Below are 15,830 nucleotides of genomic sequence, written 5' to 3'. Positions count from 1 at the left end.
CCGCCCCGACAGGTCGGGTTGAGCCCCCCGCCTCCCCGGCCACGCCCCGAGGGGCGCCGCGCCACCTGTGGTGCCGTGCCCCTCGGTGCGTCTCCGACGCCGCGCCGGTGGGTGACGTGACCCCGCCGGCGCGGCCCCAGAACGACGAGTGTTCCAATGGGTCCGTGAGCTTCGAGCAGATGTGGCGTGACCTGGAGCCCCTTGGGCTGTCGGCCCGGACCGGCGGCTACTTCCGGCAGCCGTTCCGCACCGCGGAACGCGAGGCGGCGGCCTGGTTCGGGGAGGCGGCACGATCCCGCGGCCTCGGTGTGGAGTCCGACGCGTTCGGCAACACGATCGCCTGGTGGGACCCCGTTGACGACGACGGAATGCGGGACGGCGTGACCTTCCCTGCCGGAGGCGGCACGACGCCGGTCTCCGCCGACCGGGCGGACCGGCAGCCACCGGAATCCGGGCACGCGCGGCCTTCCCGGCGGAACGCCGTCCTGACCGGATCCCACCTGGACTCCGTGCTGGACGGTGGCGCGTTCGACGGCCCGCTCGGCGTCGTCTCCGCCCTCGCCGCGATCGACGTCCTGCGCGACCGCGGCGTCACGCCCCGCGTCCCGCTGGGCGTCGGCGTGTTCGTGGAGGAGGAGGGGTCACGGTTCGGGCTGGCCTGCCTGGGATCGCGCCTGGCGACCGGGCAGATCGGCTGGACCGCCGCCCGGGAACTGCGCGACCGTGACGGAATCGCGCTCGGCGACGTGATCGCCGGGGACGACGGCGCGGGCGGCCTGCTCGACGGCGTCTCCTGCTTCGTCGAACTGCATTGCGAGCAGGGCCGCGATCTGGCGCTGCGCGACGACACGCCCGTCGGCCTCGCGAGCGCCATCTGGCCCCACGGCCGCTACCGGTTCGACTTCTGCGGACACGCCGACCACGCCGGAGCCACCCGCATGGCCGACCGGCACGACCCGATGCTGACGTACGCGGCCACCTCCCTCGCCGCCGACGCCGCCGCCCGGGCACGCGACGGCGTCGGCGACGCGATCCGCCGGGCGACGTTCGGCCGCCTCGACGTGCGTCCGGGCGGCACCAACGCGATCCCGTCGCGGGTCAGCGCCTGGCTCGACGCCCGGGCATCGACGGACGAGGAGCTGGCGGACCTGCTCGGCGAGGTGGAACGTGCCGCCCGCGACCGTGCCGCGACCGACGGGACGAGCCTGGAGGTGACCGCGGAGTCGGTCTCGGGAGAGGTGCTCTTCGACCCGGACCTCACGAGCAGGGTCCGGCTGTCCCTCGCCCCGGACGACGCCGGCATCCCGGTCATCCCGACCGGCGCGGGACACGACGCCGGGATCCTCCAGCAGGCCGGTATCCCGACCGCGATGCTCTTCGTCCGGAACGAGACCGGCGTCTCCCACTCGCCGGAGGAGTCGATCACCACCGCCGATGCGCTCGCGGGAGTGGACGCCCTGGCGGACGCGCTCGCGGACCTGGTCGCGGGGCCGCCGGCGACGGCCTCCGTCGGGGAGGCCGCGCGATGAGCGTTCTCCTGACCGGCATCGGCGAACTGGTCACGAACGACCCGGACCGCGGGGCTCCGGCGGCGCCCGGAGAGTCCGCGCCAGGAAGCAGCGCAGGTCGTGACCTCGGGATCGTGCGCGAGGCCGCCGTCGTCGTCGACCACGGGGCCGTCGTGTGGGCCGGTCCGGCGGCCGGAGCCCCCGCCGCCGACGAGGTACGCGACGTCGGCGGCCGCGCGGTCGTCCCGGGCTTCGTCGACTCGCACGCCCACCTGGTCTTCGCCGGGGACCGGGCAGTCGAGTTCGAGGCGCGGATGACCGGACGGCCCTACACGGCGGGCGGTATCCGCACCACCGTGGCCGCCACGCGCGCGGCATCGGACGACGAGCTGCGCGGTAACGCCCGGCGGCTCGTCGCCGAGATGCGGCGGCAGGGCACCACCACCGTCGAGATCAAGTCGGGCTACGGGCTGGACGTCGAGCAGGAGGCGCGGTCGCTACGGATCGCGCACGAGCTCACGCCCGAGACGACGTTTCTCGGCGCGCACGTCGTCCCGCCGGACACCGATCCGGCCGCCTACGTCGACCTGGTGGTCGGCGAGATGCTCGACGCCTGTGCACCGCACGCCCGCTGGGTCGACGTGTTCTGCGAGCGCGGCGCGTTCGACGCCGACGCCGCGCGACGGGTCCTGCGTGCCGGGGCAGCCGCCGGCCTGATGCCGCGCGTCCACGCGAACCAGCTCGGCCACGGGCCGGGGATCGAGGTGGCCTGCGAGGTGGGAGCGGCTTCGGCGGACCACTGCACGTTCGCGTCCGACGCCGACCTGCGGAACCTCGCGGACTCCGGCGTCGTGGCGACCCTGCTGCCGTCGATCGAGTTCTCCACACGGCAGCCCTATCCCGACGCCCGCCGGTTTCTCGACGCGGGCGTCACCGTCGCGATCGCGACCGACTGCAACCCGGGGTCGGGGTTCTCCTCCTCCATGCCGTTCGCCCTGGCCCTGGCGGTGCGGGAGATGCGGATGTCGCCGGCGGAGGCGTTGTGGGCGGCAACGGCCGGCGGAGCGGCGGCGCTACGCCGGGACGACGTCGGGTGGCTGGGGGTCGGGTCGCGAGCGGACCTGGCGGTGCTGGACGCGCCGTCGTACCTGCATCTGGCGTACCGGCCGGGGGTTCCGCTGGTGGCGGAGACGATGGTCGCCGGGAGCTGGGCCTGAGCGGCGAGAGCGGAGAGGTGGGTCCGGACCGCGGAGCCGGCGGTCAGACCGGGCGTACCACCAAACCCAGGGACTCGACCAGCACCGTTGCCTGATCCGGCGTGACGATCGCGCCGTCGAGCGTGGCTGTGCGCGGGTCCACGGCGGACAGGTCGCTGCCCAGCAGGGCCGCTCCGGACAGGTTCGCGAGCTCGAGGTCCGCGCCCGACAGGTCGCATCCGGTCAGGACGGCCCCGCGGGCCTGGAGCTCGCGCAGGTTCGCCTCGCGGAACCGGACGCCGTCGAACCGCGCGGAGCCGACGTCGGCGCGCGACAGATCGACGAACGACCAGTTCCCGCGCTCTACCTTGACCAGGTCCAGCTTGGAGTTGCTGAACACGGAGCCCATCAGCTTGCACCGCTCGAACGTGACGTCGAAGAAGTTGCAGCGGTCGAAGACGCACGCCGTGAACGCGCACTCGGTGAACGACGCCGCGTTGAACTTCACACCCCGGAACGTGCACTCCTCGAAGGTGGCGCCGACGCCGGCCGCCTCGGTGAGGTCGACGTCCACGAAGGTGACGTCCCGCCATGCGGTACCCGACAGGTCCCGCGCGTACCAGTCCTCGTCGACGATCCGATCGCCCGCTTCCGATGCGCTCACACCGGTCACTGTAGGAGCAGACACTGACATCGCGGCGGCGCGGACCCTGGGCATCCCACCCCGGCACTGCCCTACACCAGCAGCGGGCGCACCTCCCGGCCCAGGAAGCCGACCAGTGCCACCGGATCCGGCTCCGACTCGAGGGGCTGGACGTTGACCGTGTCCGCGCCGAGATCGGCGAACTTCCGGAGGCCGTCCGCGATCTCCTCGGCGGAGTCGCCCCAGACGCAGTACTCCTCCGGCGCGTCGGAGGGCAGGTCCCAGTTCGGCAGCCACGCCTGGACGCGCTCGGCCGCGCCCGGGCCGGTAGCCGTCGGCACGGAGATCACCACCTTGAAGGGGTCGGTCCGTCCGGCGTCGTCGTACGCCGCGCGAACCGTGTCGACGGCCGTCCGCAGCTTGGTCAGCCCGTTGCCGCCGTCGAGCGCGATGCCGTCGGCGACCTCACCGACCAGCCGCAGGGTCTTGGGACCGGTGGCGGCGCTGATCACCGGCGGGGCGGTGAGAGGTGGCCAGTCGAGGGCGACGTCGTCCAGGGACACGTAGCGGCCCGAGACGGTGAGCCGTTCCCCGGCGAGCAGGGCGCGCAGGGCGGTCGCGTACTCACGCAGCAGCGTGAGCGGCGATGCGGCGCGCACCCCGACCTGAGCCATCCAGCTCTGCACCCCGTGCCCGATCCCCGGCTCCAGGCGCCCGGGGAACATTCCCTCCAGCGTGGCGATCTCCATCGCGGTCAGCGCGACGTTGCGCAGCGGAACCGGCAGCACGCCGAGCTGGACGCGCAGGTCGGTGGTGCTCGCGAGGACGGCGCCGGCGGCGGCGATGCCGCTTTCGCTGAAGCAGTCCTCCCAGAGGCAGATCTCCGCGAGGGCGGCGTCGTCGGCGGCCCGTGCGATCGACAGGTACTGCCGCGGGGAGAAGGTCGGTAGTAGTGCGCACCCCAGTGTCGTCATCATGTGAGCGTACTCAGAGGGCTCTTCGGAGGTCACTCCCCGACTCGGCGTACAAGGCGGTCATATCCGGCTAGGCTCCCGGCCATGCTCGCCGATCTGATCACCTCCTTCGCCGCCCTGTTGTGGCCGCTGCTCGTGCTCGCCGCGCTGCTGCTCCTCTGGCGCCCGCTCGCCGCGCTGCTGCGGAGGTCCGACCTCGAGCTCGAACTCGGTGGGCAGCGGATCAGCATCACCCAGCTCAACGACCAGCAGAACCGGATGATCGTCGATCTGCAGAACCAGGTGCTGTCGCTGCGGGAACAGGTCGAGGCGTTGTCGGCCGGCGCCGGGGTGCCCGGCGGGCCGGCGTCGGGCGGGGACGACCATGGCGCCGGAGTTCCCGGGAGGCTGCCGTCACCCGTGGGGAGCCGTTCCGTGACGCCCGGCGGGCCGCCGTCGGGCACCGGCGATCGCCCCGTGGTACCCGGTGGAACGCCGTCGGGCAGGAGCGTCCACGGCGGCGGAGGCACAGCCGCACGGCCGAGCTCCCGGGAGATCCTCTGGGTGGACGACCACCCCGAGAACAACGCCATCATGATCGACGGCCTGCAGCGGGACGGCGTCACGGTGACCCTCGCGCGCTCCACGAGCGAGGCGATGGAGCGGCTGAAGTACGGCGATTTCGAAGCGATCATCTCGGACATGGGCCGCCGCGAGAGCGGGGCCGAGGTTCCCACCGCGGGCCTGACCCTGCTCCGCAAGGTTCGAGAACTCGATCCGTCGATCCCGTTCGTCATCTACGGAAGTCCGGCGACCATGCGCGCCCACGGTGCGGCGGCGCTCGACGCGGGTGTCACGGACGTGACCTCGTCCCAGATGGCTGTCCGCGAGGTGCTGAGCGGGGCCGGGGTGCTCGAACGCTGAGGACGCGCCGGGCCGCCGACATGGCGGTCATCTGGTCGCTCCCCCGCGCGGCTCACGATCCACACGGCGCGGCCGGCACGGCCGGCACGGCGCGGCCGGCTCGCAGTGCCCGACGAGGCGACGCTTCGATGGGTCGCCTCGTCCGGACCTCCGCGTCAGTCCTTCCGGACCCGCTTCGACACGACCGTGATCAGTGCGGTCACACCGACCGCCACACCGACGATGACGATCGCGATCACGCCAACTGCGATCAGACCCATGCTGTCGAGCGCAAACATCTGCAAGCCTCCTTTGGCTGGACCGCCGGAATGCTAGCACCCCGACGACGGGGTTACGAGTGCCTAAAGTCCCGTTACCGCACGGTAAGTCGCCAAAATCTCCGGTGTCGGACTACCGTTCACGACCCGTGAGTCCTGCCGCGAGGTCGACGTCGACCACGCCGGGGCACGCCGTCGACGACCCCGAGCCCCCTGCCCCCAGCCCACGGGCGCCGTCGGGCAACGTCTAGGCTCAGACCATGTCGGTCTTCCGCGAGTTGCGCGCGCTGCTCGCCCGCTCCGGGTTCCGGAAGCTGTTCGCGGTACGGCTGGTCTCGCAGGCCGCAGACGGCATGTTCCAGGTGGGACTCGCGAACCTGCTGTTCTTCTCGCCGGAGTCACAGGGCAGCGCGCCGGCGATCGCGGGCGCGTTCGCGGTGATGCTGGCACCGTTCACAATCGTCGGACCGTTCGCCGGCGTGTTCCTCGACCGCTGGCAACGACGGCAGGTGCTCGTGGTCGGCAATGCCGTGCGCGTGGTCATCACGGCGGCCATGGCCCTCCTCATGGTGACCGACGGCGTCTCCGTGTGGATCTACGCCCTCGGCCTCGCGGCACTGAGCGTGAACAGGTTCCTCCTGGCCGGGCTGTCGGCAGGGCTGCCGCTCGTCGTCGAGGACAAGAAACTCCTGCTCACCGCGAACGCCCTGACGCCGACCCTCGGGGCGGGCGCCGCCTTCCTCGGCGGGCTGGGCGCGTTCGTCATGGGACAGGTCGCCCCGACGGGCCGGGTCCAGGACGCGACCGCGCTGACCTGCGCGGCGCTCGTGATGGGATGGGCGTCGCTGCTGGGTCTCCGGCTCGGGCGGGGGGAACTGGGGCCGGTGGTACCGGCGTCGGGCGGCGTGGGACGCGAGATCGTGGTGGTCACGCGAGGGCTCGCCGACGGCGCCCGCTACCTCACCGCTCGCCGCACTCCGGGGCAGGCACTGCTCGCGATGGCGACGCACCGGTTCTGCTATGGCGTCGTGTTCATCGCGTCGATCCTGATGGCGCGGAACCTCCTCTCGGACCCTGCGGACTCGACGTCGGGACTGGCGGTGTTCGCGCAGGTCGTCGGGGCTACCGGGGTGGGCGGCGGCGTCGCGATCGTGGTGACGGCATGGATCGGGCGGAAGATGGCGCCGCAGAGCTGGATCGCGACCATGCTGGTGGTGGCCGCGGCATCGCAGCTGCTGCTGGTGCCGACCGAGCCCGGTCTGGTCCTGATGCTGACGGCGGCCGCCCTGCTGGGGATGGCGGCTCAGGGGGCGAAGATCGCCGTCGACACGATCGTTCAGCGGGACTCCGGCGACGAGTTCCGCGGCCGGGCCTTCGCCTTCTTCGACGTGCTGTACAACGCGGCGTTCGTGGGGGCGGCGGCGCTGGCGGCGGCTGTGGTGCCGGACATGGGCTGGTCGCCGGGGCTGTTCGCCGTGCTGGCGGGGGTGTACCTCGTGGCCGGCGCGCTGGTGGGGTTGCGGGGGGCGCGGGAACCGCGACCGGTCGAGGCCTCCGTCTGAAAGAGCGGCAGGCGTGCCGAGGACTGTTGCGCTCGGCACGCCCGACTCGTCGTCGGACCTAGAGGTTGCGGTCCGCGTACACCGTCAGAGCGTCTCGGACGAAGACCGCGCCCTCGGCTCCGCCGTAGTTCGCCGCGAAGCGCTCGTCAGCGACGTACATCTCCGCAAGACCGGCCAGGTAGTCCTTGGCCGGCGCACCCGTGCCGTGGCCCGGGGTCCCCGGGATTCCCGCGAGCCAGTCGGCGTGCTTGGCGGCGATGGCCTGCGCCTCGTCGCCCGCGGGGTCGAGGCCGGCCGACGCGCCGTCGGCCCACTCCCGGGCGAGCGCCTCCTGCCGCGCCTTCCACTCCTGCTGCCCCTGCGGCCCGAGGCCGCGCCACCAGGCGTCGCTCCGGGCATACGCCTCCTTGCCCCAGCGGCTCTCGACCTCCTCCTTGTGCTGGGTGTGGTCGAACCCGTCGAACATGTCCTCGGCCATGATGCTGTCTCCTTTCTCTATCGCGTCGATGGTCCGGTCCAGGCTGGCGAGCCGGCGCTCGACCAGATCCCGCTCCGCCCGCAACTGGTCTCGGTGCGCGGCCAGGGCGCGGGAGGCGTCGGGCTCGGAGCGCAGGGCGTCGCCGATCTCGGAGAGCCCCATGCCCAGGTCGCGGAGCAGCAGGATGCGCTGCAGCCGGACCAGGGCGTCCTGGTCGTACCGCCTCGCGCCACCGGGCGCCCGGCCCGCGGGCTCCAGCAGCCCGACCTGCTCGTAGTGCCGCAGGGTGCGGCTCGTGGTGCCCGCGATGCGGGCGATCTCCTGGATGGACCAGCTCATGGGTGCGACTGTAGAGGTTGACGTTGCGTCAAGTTCAAGTCGTGGGTTCGGGCGTGTGGACGACGACGGCCGTGGGCGGCATCACGCCACTCGCAGCCCACTCGAGAACCTGCCCGACGTCCGCCTCGCTTAGCCTCGGCAGGTGAACCTTCTCCTCGAGATCGGCGGCTGGGCGGGATCCGCGCTTGTCGTCTGGTCGCTCACGCAGGCACGTGTGCTGCGTTTCCGCTGGCTGAACCTCACCGGGTCGACGCTGGCGACCGCCTACAACGCGATCCTCGGCATCTGGCCGTTCGTCGCGATGAACGGCGTGATCGTCCTCATCAACATCTACTGGCTGATCCGCCTGAACCGCGAACGCCACGACGGCTCCACCTACACGGTGGTCGAGGTCGCGCCGGACGACGCCTACCTTCTCCACGTGCTGCGGGTCCATGCCGACGACATCGCCCAGCACGCCCCGCGTTTCCGGGCCGAACCGGGCGACGGCGAGAGCCGTCATGCCTTCCTCGTCCAGCGCGGCGACGAGACGGTCGGGGTCGTCGAGGTGCTCGACGTCGGGGACGGCGTGGGGGCCGTTCTTCTCGACTGGGTCAGCCTGCGATTCCGCGACTTCACGCCGGGCGAGTTCGTGTGGGAGGAGTCGGGGGCGCTGGCGGGGACAGAGCTGCGGGAGGTGGTGCGTCCGGCGCTGGGGGCGCGGGCCGGCGTTGCGAGGGCCGACGGCGGTCCGGGTGCGGAGTTGGGTGCTCCTGCCCTGGCCGGACAGGAGGCCGGGCGCGGCGAGGCTGCCTACCTGGAACGTGTCGGCTTCACGTCCGACGGCGTGGCATGGTCTCGCCGGATCGGCGCCTGACCACGACGGCGGCCGCCGTCGTACCGTGAACCGGTGGACTCGACCCTGATCCCCCGTTCCATCCTGCTGTTCGTCGTCGCCGCGTTGTTCGAGATCGGTGGTGCCTGGCTCGTGTGGCAAGGACTGCGCGAGCAGCGCGGATGGGTGTGGGTGGGGTTCGGGGTGATCGCGCTCGGGCTGTACGGCGTGGTGGCGACTCTGCAGCCGGACGCGAACTTCGGGCGGATCCTGGCCGCGTACGGCGGGGTGTTCGTCGCGGGGTCGATCGTGTGGGGGATGGTCGCGGACGGGTACCGGCCGGATCGGTGGGACGTGGCGGGGGCGCTGATCTGCCTGGGTGGGATGGCGGTGATCATGTATGGGCCGCGGGGGGAGGCGTGAGCACAGGAACGATAATTTGCGATAGCCGGAGCGGCGCGTTCAGGACGAACCCCGCCACGACCGCCGTCGTACACGACGACCGGCACGCCCCTACTGCCCCACCCGCCCGTCGATCGCCTCGCGCAGCAGGTCCGCGTGACCCAGGTGGCGGGCGTACTCCTCGATCATGTGGACCAGGACGTCGCGCACGGGAAGCTGCTTGCCGCGGTGCAGGACAGTCCTGCCCAGGTCTTCCTCGGGGAATGCGTCCAGCCAGGCATCGGCCGAGGCCACGCGGTCGCGCCACGTCGCCCATGCCTCTGCCAGGGCGGCCGGGTCGGGGACGGCGCCGTTGAAGTCGGCGTCGTCGTCCTCGGGCGTGTCGTAGATCTGTTCGACGTCGGGCTGCTGCTTGAGCACGCGTTCGAACCAGTGGTTCTCCACCTGCGCGATGTGCCGCACGAGGCCGAGCAGCGACATCGTCGACGGGGGCACCGAACGCCGCGCCATCTGCTCGGCGTCGAGCCCTTCGCACTTCATCTCGAGCGTGAGGCGATAGTGCTTGAGGTAATTGGCCAGGGTCTCCCTCTCGCCGACAGGCCGACCGAGCGCTCTGCGGGGGTCCTGACCGCCGTCGACCCAGTTGTAGCGATCGGACGCCTGCGTCCACCGTTCGGGAGTCGTCGTCATGGGGCCAGCCAACCGCCACGGACCCGACGGAGCAAACTGATCACGCCCTCTGCTCGTAGAGCAGGGCATACCGGTCGATCCGCCAGAGCTGAGCCATGAGCAGCAGCACCGTCCCCGAGACCAACGGCCACAGGTCGAGCACGACCAGCCCCCATGCGATCAGCCCGAAGCCGCCCAGCCCGACCGCCACCAGGGTCCGGGTGATGACAAGGTGCTCGGGGGGCAGATCGCCCGCGACGTGCAACTGCTCGCCGTAGATGCCGCGCGCCGCCCACGACGTCGGCTCCACGGGCCCGAAGACCCGCACGTTCAGCCCGAACAGCCACACCACCACGACCGCGACACCCACCAGGCACCACCAGCCGATCCACTCACGGCTCCACACCGCGAGCTCGAACACCGGGATCGCGGCGAGGCGCGTCCACACGCTCCAGGGATTGGCGTGGCGCTTCCAGGCGTCGTCGGTCATTCCGTGCGCGGCGGCTACGGCGTTCTTCACGTCCATGGGGCTCCTTCGGGTCGAGTGGGGGTCGTGTCCGACGGCATCGCCAGGCTGGGGCGTCGTCGCCCACCACCCTACTCACTTTTCAGAGATTTCTGAACACTCTGATGCGCGATAGGGTTGGTGACGTGGAAGCTCAGCACGAAACGTTGCGGGACGCCGCCGAGAATCTCGCCCTGACGCTCGCGGAGAGCGGGATGCAGAGGTCGACCGCGCGAGTCCTCACCGCGCTGCTCTACACCGAGCAGGACACGATGACGCCCGCCGATCTTCGGGAACAACTGCAGATCAGTTCGGGTGGCGTGTCGGCCGCGGTGAAGCAGCTCCTGTCGACCGGGTTCATCGAGCGCGTACCTGCCCCGGGCAGCCGGCGCGACCACTATCGGTTCCGCTCCGGCGCCTGGGCGGGACTGATGTCGCAGCAGAACGAGGTGCTGCGGGTCATGACGGCCGCCGCGGAAGAGGGGCTGGCGGCGGCGGAGGAGGGGTCGTCGACGGCGGACCGGCTCCACGAGATGCACGACTTCTACACCTACATGAGCGAACAGATGGTGCCACTGGTCGAGCGGTGGCGAGAGCAGTACAAGGCGCGCGGGACCTCGACGGAGCGGCGTGGCGGGAGCTGACCAGGGCGGGTGGCCGGCGTCGCCACCACGCCACGGCGCCCTGTCGGTTGGATGCCGAGAGGCTCGCCGTCACGTCAGAGCTCTGGCGCAGCCACGGCCGCGAGCTTCCCGGCGTCGTGACCAGGGCTCGCCGCGGCCGCACGGGCCGCGGCGAGCCCTCTCTCCATTCAGCCGATCCCGTCCGCGGTCGGCTCGGGCTTGTTCAACGTGCGCTTGGCGGGTGCGTCGTTCTCGCCCAGAGCCTGATGCATCAGGCGGATGATGCCGCGCACCTCGTCGGCGGCGGCGTTCCATCGCTGTTCCTTGGCGCGGTACTCGTCCGAGTCGCCGTCGGCCGCATGATCGGACATCGCTGCCTTCACGCCCGGATCGCGCTGCTCGACCAACGCCTCCAGCCGTGCCGCGATCCGGTCGAGATCTTCCTGCCCCCGCACCGAAGCCTCCGCGTCGTCGTCGCGGTGCTCCTTATCGTTCGCACCAACCATCGGACGAACCCCCTGTCTGCTCGACCATCCATTCGAAAACCACACTGACCGACACCTGTGACGGTAGGCGCTCAGAGACCGCTCCCGGAGTGCGCCACGGCGAGAAGTGCCCACAACGTCCCGGCGCCCATCCGGTCCGGACCCACGATCGCGGCCCCCTTTACCTGCTCCCTCGCCCACCCCATCGGCAGAGCTGTCATGAGACACCCAATCTCGACATCCCAGGCGAGGTCAAGGGAAGTCGGGCAGATCGGTCAGGCCTGTCGCTGTCCAAGCACTACTTTCGCCAAGTCCGACGGAAACAGTTATCCACAGGCCGCCCGTGCGATTCTGCGGGCGTGCGGCTAGCGTCGGTGTCCGTTGCGCTTCCGCAACCATCCAGGTGTACGACGTCGTCAGGGGGTTCCATGCGACCGACAGCCGAGCACAGGCGACCAAGGGCAACGGGCCGAGCCCGGGCCGTGGCCCAACTGCTCGAGACCCGTGCCTACCTGCGTGGCGCGGCAGCAATCGTCGCCCTGGCCGGGGTGGCCGGCTGTGCTGGCAACGCCGACGCAGGCCCTTCACCGACGACGTCGGCAACTGCTGAGCCCACAGCCTCCGCATCGGCCGACACTGAGGTGGAGAAGCCGGATCGACCTGCTGCGATGGACCGCGAAGACGCCGAGGGAGCCGCAGCCGCAGCGAAGTACTTCATCGAGCTGTATCCGTACGTGATGGCGACCGGGGATACGGAAGAGTTCGAGGCTATGAGCCATGAGGCTTGTGGGTTTTGTGATGGCGTTATCACCGACGCCGCCACAATCCAAAAAGAAGGACAGACATTCACTGGCAGTATCACACATGCAACAGTCCGGGAGACATATAAGCGAGACGGCTTGACCGGGGTGTGGCCACTCGACGTAGACGTGAGGCAGAACGAGGCGCAGGTTGTTGACTCTGACGGCCACGTGGCTGCAACGACCCAAGCACATGAAGGGCTCGTCCGGGTTGAGATGGGAATAGAGGCGGACCAGTGGGTAGTAGTCGGCATAATCGAGAAGGATGAGCCGTGACCCGGTTCGTAGGCCTCGGCTTTTGTCTAGCCGCATTTCTGATCCTGGAATCTTTCACCACCGAACATGCCGCGCATGCCGACAGCGATGCACCCAGCTTCTTCGGCAGAGCGCACGAAGACTCGGTCTCGGTTGAAGCTCTCAGATCGGCAGGCACGCGACCTCCGTTGCCCCTTGAAAGTGACGAACCAACCCCTGCCGCACAGGGCTCCTCCGATGCCGCCGCCCGGCCGGGCAGGCCCTTCGACCCCGACACACGCCACTGGCGGGCAACCCCTGAACTGTGCCAGCTCGCCGGCCTATCAGGTGCAGCACCCGTACTCCGCGCAGAATGCGATGGGGAAGGCCAGCGGGTGGCCCACGAAGGCATCGAGTGCGACGCCGACCAGGAGGTTCAAGGCGCGTTGTTCGAGCAGCAACGGAGTGGCGATACCTGGACTGTTCCCAGGGTCGTCGAGGAGGAATCGTGCCTTGACCCCACTGCACCGTCCCAGGACCAGGAACAGCAGGAGCGCCGCCAGGTCGACATCCCTGCCGCGGCGGCACGCGCGTTTCGGAACATGACGATCGAACCCAGCTCGCTGGCTGTCCAACCACCCGACGGCTGGACGCTCGTCAATCTCGACACCATCGCCTACGCGGAGGATGAGCCGCGCATGGTCGACACGACCCTGTTCGGCGTCCCCGTCAGCATCCGCGCGGTCCCGGACACCTACACGTGGAACTGGGGCGACGGCACGTCGGCCACGGGCCCCGACCCCGGCGGCCCCTATCCGGATCACACAGTCGCTCATGCGTACCTCGCCCCGGGAAAGGCGACGATCACCCTCACCACCACGTGGCGTGGCCAATTCCGCCTTCCCGGTGATCAGATCTGGCGCGACGTCGCTGGCCAAGCGACCACTGTCACGCAGTCCCCTCCGATCGAGATTCGCGAAGCCCGTACCCGCCTGGTCGAGGATCTGAGCCGCTGAGGCACTCACCACCCAACGATCCATCTGCGGCATGACCCGTGCGTTCGGCCTTCTCGTGCGTCGCCCTGACGTACCGATCGATCGCTAATGAGCTCAGGCCAGCCGCTGGGCCGTGCCACGCTTGGACTCGTGACATTCACCCCCTCAACCACTGAGAGTTCCCAGTCCCGCCTCGACCACCTCAGCTGGCCGTTCCGCACCGAACGGCTCACCATCCGCCGGTGCACCACCGGCGATCTCGACCCTCTGTGGAAGTACCGGGGCCTCCCCGAGGTCTCGAGGTGGACATCCTGGCACCCCGCCGACCGGCAGGACTGGAATCGCTACCAGGGCGAACCCGCCCGCATGGCACGCACACTCGTGTTCGAGCACGACGGCGCGATCGCCGGCGATCTCATGCTCATGGTCCACGACGGCTGGGCTCAGCGGGAGGCCGCCGCCCGAGCCCATGGCACTCAGGCGGAGCTCGGCTGGGCCCTGGACCCGACGTTCGGCGGGCGCGGGCTCGCGACCGAAGCCGTCCGTGAACTGATCCGGATCTCCTTCGAGGAGCTTGGCCTGCGCCGGGTCTCCGCAGGCGCGTTCGCAGACAACGAGCGCTCCGTTCGAGTGATGGAGCGCGTCGGGATGCGCCGCGAGGCCTACAAGGTCAAGGAGTCCTTCCACCGTGACCTCGGCTGGCTCGACGGCATCGAGTACGCCCTGCTCGCCGACGAGTGGGGCACCACCGCGTGACCCGCTTCGGTGCCGTCGACGTCCACTACCCGCCCGAAGGCGGCGCCCGCGCCGCACTCGTAGTGTGCCCGACGGCGGTCTACGGCGACATCATCGAGGAACGCACCATCGAGGTGGCTGAGGTCGCCGAGTACCGGCCGGGGAACTTCTATGAACGTGAGCTCCCGCCACTGCGAGCGCTGCTCTCCAGGTCCGGCCCCGACCAGCTCGACATATTGATTGTCGACGGATATGTCACGCTCGACCCGGACGGCCGCTCCGGTCTCGGTGCCTACGTCCATGCCGAGGGCCTCGCCCCCATCGTCATCGGCGTCGCGAAGACCCCGTTTCACGCGGCCAACCACGCGGTCGAAGTGCCCCGGGGCACCAGCTCGACGCGCCCGCTGTACGTCACGGCAGCTGGCATGCCAACAGGCGACGCCGCCCACCTGGTCCGCAACATGGCAGGCGACGCCCGGCTTCCGGAGGCTCAACATGGCAGGCGACGCCCGGCTTCCGGAGGCTCTCCGTCGAGTCGACCGCCTCGCGCGGACTGGCTGACGAACCAGGGCTCACCTCGATCGTCTATCGACGCGCGACGCCGAGCGCGAATACCTCCAGTGCCGACGTCCCGGATGAGTGCCCGTTTACGTGATCTGACCAATGCTGGCTGCGATTTACCTCAACGCCCCCATAGGCGCTAGGTTGTTCCCGTAGCCCACGGCCTCGGCATTCCCCCTTGCTTCCGAGGCCGTGGGCTATTCGCGCACAGCGGCACCCACCAGGGTGACCGATCAGTTCAGGATGGTCTGCGTCTCACCGATCCGGATCGCGGTGTCGGTCGGCGGCGGGGTCACATTGATCGTGCCGCTCTGGTCCCCGCCCTCCCACGTGACCGTCCAGTGGGCCGTCGCCGTCACCGTCAGGTCGCCCGTGTGGACATTGAAGTCAGCAGGGAACCCACACGTAGGGCTGGGAAGCGTCGAGTCACGTCCGTCATACGGCGTGCCGGCGGCATCCGCACCACGACAGGTGACGGTTGCGAGAGCCTGCCCGTTGCGGCTGATCACCCAGTCCGTCCGATCGAGCTCACCTCGTGCAAGGACGCTCAGGCCGCCGTCTGACGCCGTGCGCTCAATCGGGCCCACCGCATTACGGTCCTCCCGATTAGCCACCCAGAGCCAAATCGGGAGTCCGAGCTGCCCCATCGCATTCTCGTTCGCCGACGCCGGGGGCGTGCTCCCGATATCCCCCATCGTCAAGTTCATGGCCGCAACGGCCCGGCGAGCAAGTTCCTCCGGAGAAGCTTGTGGGGCGCTGGGAGGATTGGGAGCCCACTGGTAGCTGTGGCCCTGACACGAGTTCACATCAACGACATCGATACAGGTATAGGGTGTACATTCGATAATGACTCCATCCTCATTGCCTTCCCAATAGCTCGAGTCCTTGGGTGGCTGCGGATCGGCTACGCGGACGTAGCAGCGACCATCCCATGAGCCGTAGTCAGAGGTGCATTCGATCTCATCCCCCTTGAACTCACATGTGCGGCCGGTGCCCCCGTTGTCACCGCCCGGGTCGCCACCGCCCCCGGGACCGCCCGGTTCATCGCAGATCACCTCAACGCTACCGTCGGGGTTCACAATTTCCTGGCACCCGTCCGGTAGGTCGGCCACCGCGGTTGGCAGGGATCCGCTGGCGAGAAGCACTG

The 15,830-nt window shown here is 70.0% G+C and carries 19 protein-coding genes; 11 read left to right on the top strand and 8 right to left on the bottom strand.

Features of this window, described 5'->3' with window-relative positions; genetic code table 11:
- Positions 1-164 precede the first annotated feature (164 nt).
- The gene (locus EDD34_RS00335; RefSeq protein WP_246012117.1) at positions 165-1,529 is read left to right on the top strand and encodes an allantoate amidohydrolase; all 1,365 of its coding nucleotides are present in this window, start codon (positions 165-167) and stop codon (positions 1,527-1,529) included.
- The gene (gene hutI / locus EDD34_RS00330) at positions 1,526-2,725 is read left to right on the top strand and encodes an imidazolonepropionase (protein ID WP_123812814.1); all 1,200 of its coding nucleotides are present in this window, start codon (positions 1,526-1,528) and stop codon (positions 2,723-2,725) included. Before EDD34_RS00335 ends, hutI begins: the two co-directional genes overlap by 4 nt.
- A gap of 43 nt (positions 2,726-2,768) precedes the next feature.
- On the opposite strand, the gene EDD34_RS00325 is transcribed toward hutI, so the two are convergent.
- Both EDD34_RS00325 and EDD34_RS00320 read right to left on the bottom strand, forming a co-directional pair.
- Positions 2,769-3,368 (bottom strand): pentapeptide repeat-containing protein, encoded by a 600-nt coding sequence (locus EDD34_RS00325; protein WP_246012116.1) that lies wholly within the window; start codon positions 3,366-3,368, stop codon positions 2,769-2,771.
- A 71-nt stretch (positions 3,369-3,439) separates the two neighbouring features.
- A complete protein-coding gene (locus tag EDD34_RS00320; protein ID WP_123812812.1) occupies positions 3,440-4,321 on the bottom strand; it encodes an LLM class flavin-dependent oxidoreductase in 882 nt (293 codons plus the stop codon).
- An 84-nt stretch (positions 4,322-4,405) separates the two neighbouring features.
- Here EDD34_RS00320 and EDD34_RS00315 point away from each other — a divergent pair, with 84 nt between their 5' ends.
- The gene (locus tag EDD34_RS00315; RefSeq protein ID WP_123812811.1) at positions 4,406-5,224 is read left to right on the top strand and encodes a response regulator; all 819 of its coding nucleotides are present in this window, start codon (positions 4,406-4,408) and stop codon (positions 5,222-5,224) included.
- Between the two features lie 155 nt (positions 5,225-5,379).
- Here EDD34_RS00315 and EDD34_RS21335 read toward each other — a convergent pair whose 3' ends face one another.
- Complete coding sequence (locus EDD34_RS21335) at positions 5,380-5,502, bottom strand: hypothetical protein (RefSeq protein WP_281277732.1); 123 nt, start codon at positions 5,500-5,502, stop codon at positions 5,380-5,382.
- Positions 5,503-5,741: 239 nt separating this feature from the next.
- Here EDD34_RS21335 and EDD34_RS00310 point away from each other — a divergent pair, with 239 nt between their 5' ends.
- A complete protein-coding gene (locus EDD34_RS00310; RefSeq protein WP_123812810.1) occupies positions 5,742-7,043 on the top strand; it encodes an MFS transporter in 1,302 nt (433 codons plus the stop codon).
- A gap of 58 nt (positions 7,044-7,101) precedes the next feature.
- Here EDD34_RS00310 and EDD34_RS00305 read toward each other — a convergent pair whose 3' ends face one another.
- The gene (locus tag EDD34_RS00305; protein WP_123812809.1) at positions 7,102-7,860 is read right to left on the bottom strand and encodes a MerR family transcriptional regulator; all 759 of its coding nucleotides are present in this window, start codon (positions 7,858-7,860) and stop codon (positions 7,102-7,104) included.
- A gap of 142 nt (positions 7,861-8,002) precedes the next feature.
- Here EDD34_RS00305 and EDD34_RS00300 point away from each other — a divergent pair, with 142 nt between their 5' ends.
- Positions 8,003-8,716: a hypothetical protein gene (locus EDD34_RS00300; RefSeq protein WP_123812808.1), complete on the top strand. Its 714-nt coding sequence runs from the start codon at positions 8,003-8,005 to the stop codon at positions 8,714-8,716.
- Between the two features lie 33 nt (positions 8,717-8,749).
- A complete protein-coding gene (locus EDD34_RS00295; protein ID WP_211341453.1) occupies positions 8,750-9,097 on the top strand; it encodes a YnfA family protein in 348 nt (115 codons plus the stop codon).
- A 90-nt stretch (positions 9,098-9,187) separates the two neighbouring features.
- Here EDD34_RS00295 and EDD34_RS00290 read toward each other — a convergent pair whose 3' ends face one another.
- Together EDD34_RS00290 and EDD34_RS00285 are read right to left on the bottom strand one after the other, a co-directional pair.
- Positions 9,188-9,766 carry a DinB family protein gene (locus EDD34_RS00290; RefSeq protein ID WP_123812807.1) on the bottom strand — a complete coding sequence of 193 codons (579 nt, stop codon included), beginning with the start codon at positions 9,764-9,766 and terminating at the stop codon, positions 9,188-9,190.
- 40 nt (positions 9,767-9,806) lie between these two features.
- Entirely contained in the window at positions 9,807-10,271 is a 465-nt protein-coding gene (locus tag EDD34_RS00285) for a DUF6653 family protein (protein ID WP_123812806.1), read from the bottom strand.
- A gap of 125 nt (positions 10,272-10,396) precedes the next feature.
- Here EDD34_RS00285 and EDD34_RS00280 point away from each other — a divergent pair, with 125 nt between their 5' ends.
- Entirely contained in the window at positions 10,397-10,894 is a 498-nt protein-coding gene (locus EDD34_RS00280; protein WP_246012115.1) for a GbsR/MarR family transcriptional regulator, read from the top strand.
- A 167-nt stretch (positions 10,895-11,061) separates the two neighbouring features.
- On the opposite strand, the gene EDD34_RS00275 is transcribed toward EDD34_RS00280, so the two are convergent.
- On the bottom strand, positions 11,062-11,424 hold the full coding sequence (locus EDD34_RS00275) for a hypothetical protein (RefSeq protein ID WP_246012114.1): 363 nt from the start codon (positions 11,422-11,424) through the stop codon (positions 11,062-11,064).
- Between the two features lie 416 nt (positions 11,425-11,840).
- Between EDD34_RS00275 and EDD34_RS00270 the strand changes: the two genes are divergently transcribed.
- The 4 genes from EDD34_RS00270 (at position 11,841) to EDD34_RS00255 (ending at position 14,826) form a co-directional block, all read left to right on the top strand.
- Positions 11,841-12,434, top strand: a complete 594-nt coding sequence (locus EDD34_RS00270; RefSeq protein ID WP_123812804.1) for a DUF6318 family protein — start codon at positions 11,841-11,843, stop codon at positions 12,432-12,434.
- Entirely contained in the window at positions 12,431-13,408 is a 978-nt protein-coding gene (locus EDD34_RS00265; protein ID WP_123812803.1) for a PKD domain-containing protein, read from the top strand. Before EDD34_RS00270 ends, EDD34_RS00265 begins: the two co-directional genes overlap by 4 nt.
- A 129-nt stretch (positions 13,409-13,537) precedes the next feature.
- Positions 13,538-14,143 (top strand): GNAT family N-acetyltransferase, encoded by a 606-nt coding sequence (locus tag EDD34_RS00260; protein ID WP_246012113.1) that lies wholly within the window; start codon positions 13,538-13,540, stop codon positions 14,141-14,143.
- A complete protein-coding gene (locus EDD34_RS00255) occupies positions 14,140-14,826 on the top strand; it encodes an endonuclease V (protein ID WP_123812801.1) in 687 nt (228 codons plus the stop codon). The genes EDD34_RS00260 and EDD34_RS00255 overlap by 4 nt, the downstream gene beginning before the upstream one ends.
- A gap of 90 nt (positions 14,827-14,916) precedes the next feature.
- Here EDD34_RS00255 and EDD34_RS00250 read toward each other — a convergent pair whose 3' ends face one another.
- Complete coding sequence (locus EDD34_RS00250; RefSeq protein WP_123812800.1) at positions 14,917-15,828, bottom strand: hypothetical protein; 912 nt, start codon at positions 15,826-15,828, stop codon at positions 14,917-14,919.
- Between the last annotated feature and the right edge of the window lie 2 nt (positions 15,829-15,830).

It is taken from the genome of Myceligenerans xiligouense (genome assembly GCF_003814695.1).
GTDB lineage: Bacteria > Actinomycetota > Actinomycetes > Actinomycetales > Cellulomonadaceae > Myceligenerans > Myceligenerans xiligouense.
This window is presented reverse-complemented; position numbering and strand designations above follow the sequence as displayed.

What these genes read in the sequence shown, in the direction of transcription:
- EDD34_RS00290 (WP_123812807.1), bottom strand. Translation starts at nt 9,766, where the DNA reads ATGACGACGACTCCCGAACGGTGGACGCAGGCGTCCGATCGCTACAAC.
- EDD34_RS21335 (WP_281277732.1), bottom strand. Translation starts at nt 5,502, where the DNA reads ATGTTTGCGCTCGACAGCATGGGTCTGATCGCAGTTGGCGTGATCGCG.
- EDD34_RS00315 (WP_123812811.1), top strand. Translation starts at nt 4,406, where the DNA reads ATGCTCGCCGATCTGATCACCTCCTTCGCCGCCCTGTTGTGGCCGCTG.
- hutI (WP_123812814.1), top strand. Translation starts at nt 1,526, where the DNA reads ATGAGCGTTCTCCTGACCGGCATCGGCGAACTGGTCACGAACGACCCG.
- EDD34_RS00310 (WP_123812810.1), top strand. Translation starts at nt 5,742, where the DNA reads ATGTCGGTCTTCCGCGAGTTGCGCGCGCTGCTCGCCCGCTCCGGGTTC.
- EDD34_RS00320 (WP_123812812.1), bottom strand. Translation starts at nt 4,321, where the DNA reads ATGACGACACTGGGGTGCGCACTACTACCGACCTTCTCCCCGCGGCAG.
- EDD34_RS00285 (WP_123812806.1), bottom strand. Translation starts at nt 10,271, where the DNA reads ATGGACGTGAAGAACGCCGTAGCCGCCGCGCACGGAATGACCGACGAC.
- EDD34_RS00305 (WP_123812809.1), bottom strand. Translation starts at nt 7,860, where the DNA reads ATGAGCTGGTCCATCCAGGAGATCGCCCGCATCGCGGGCACCACGAGC.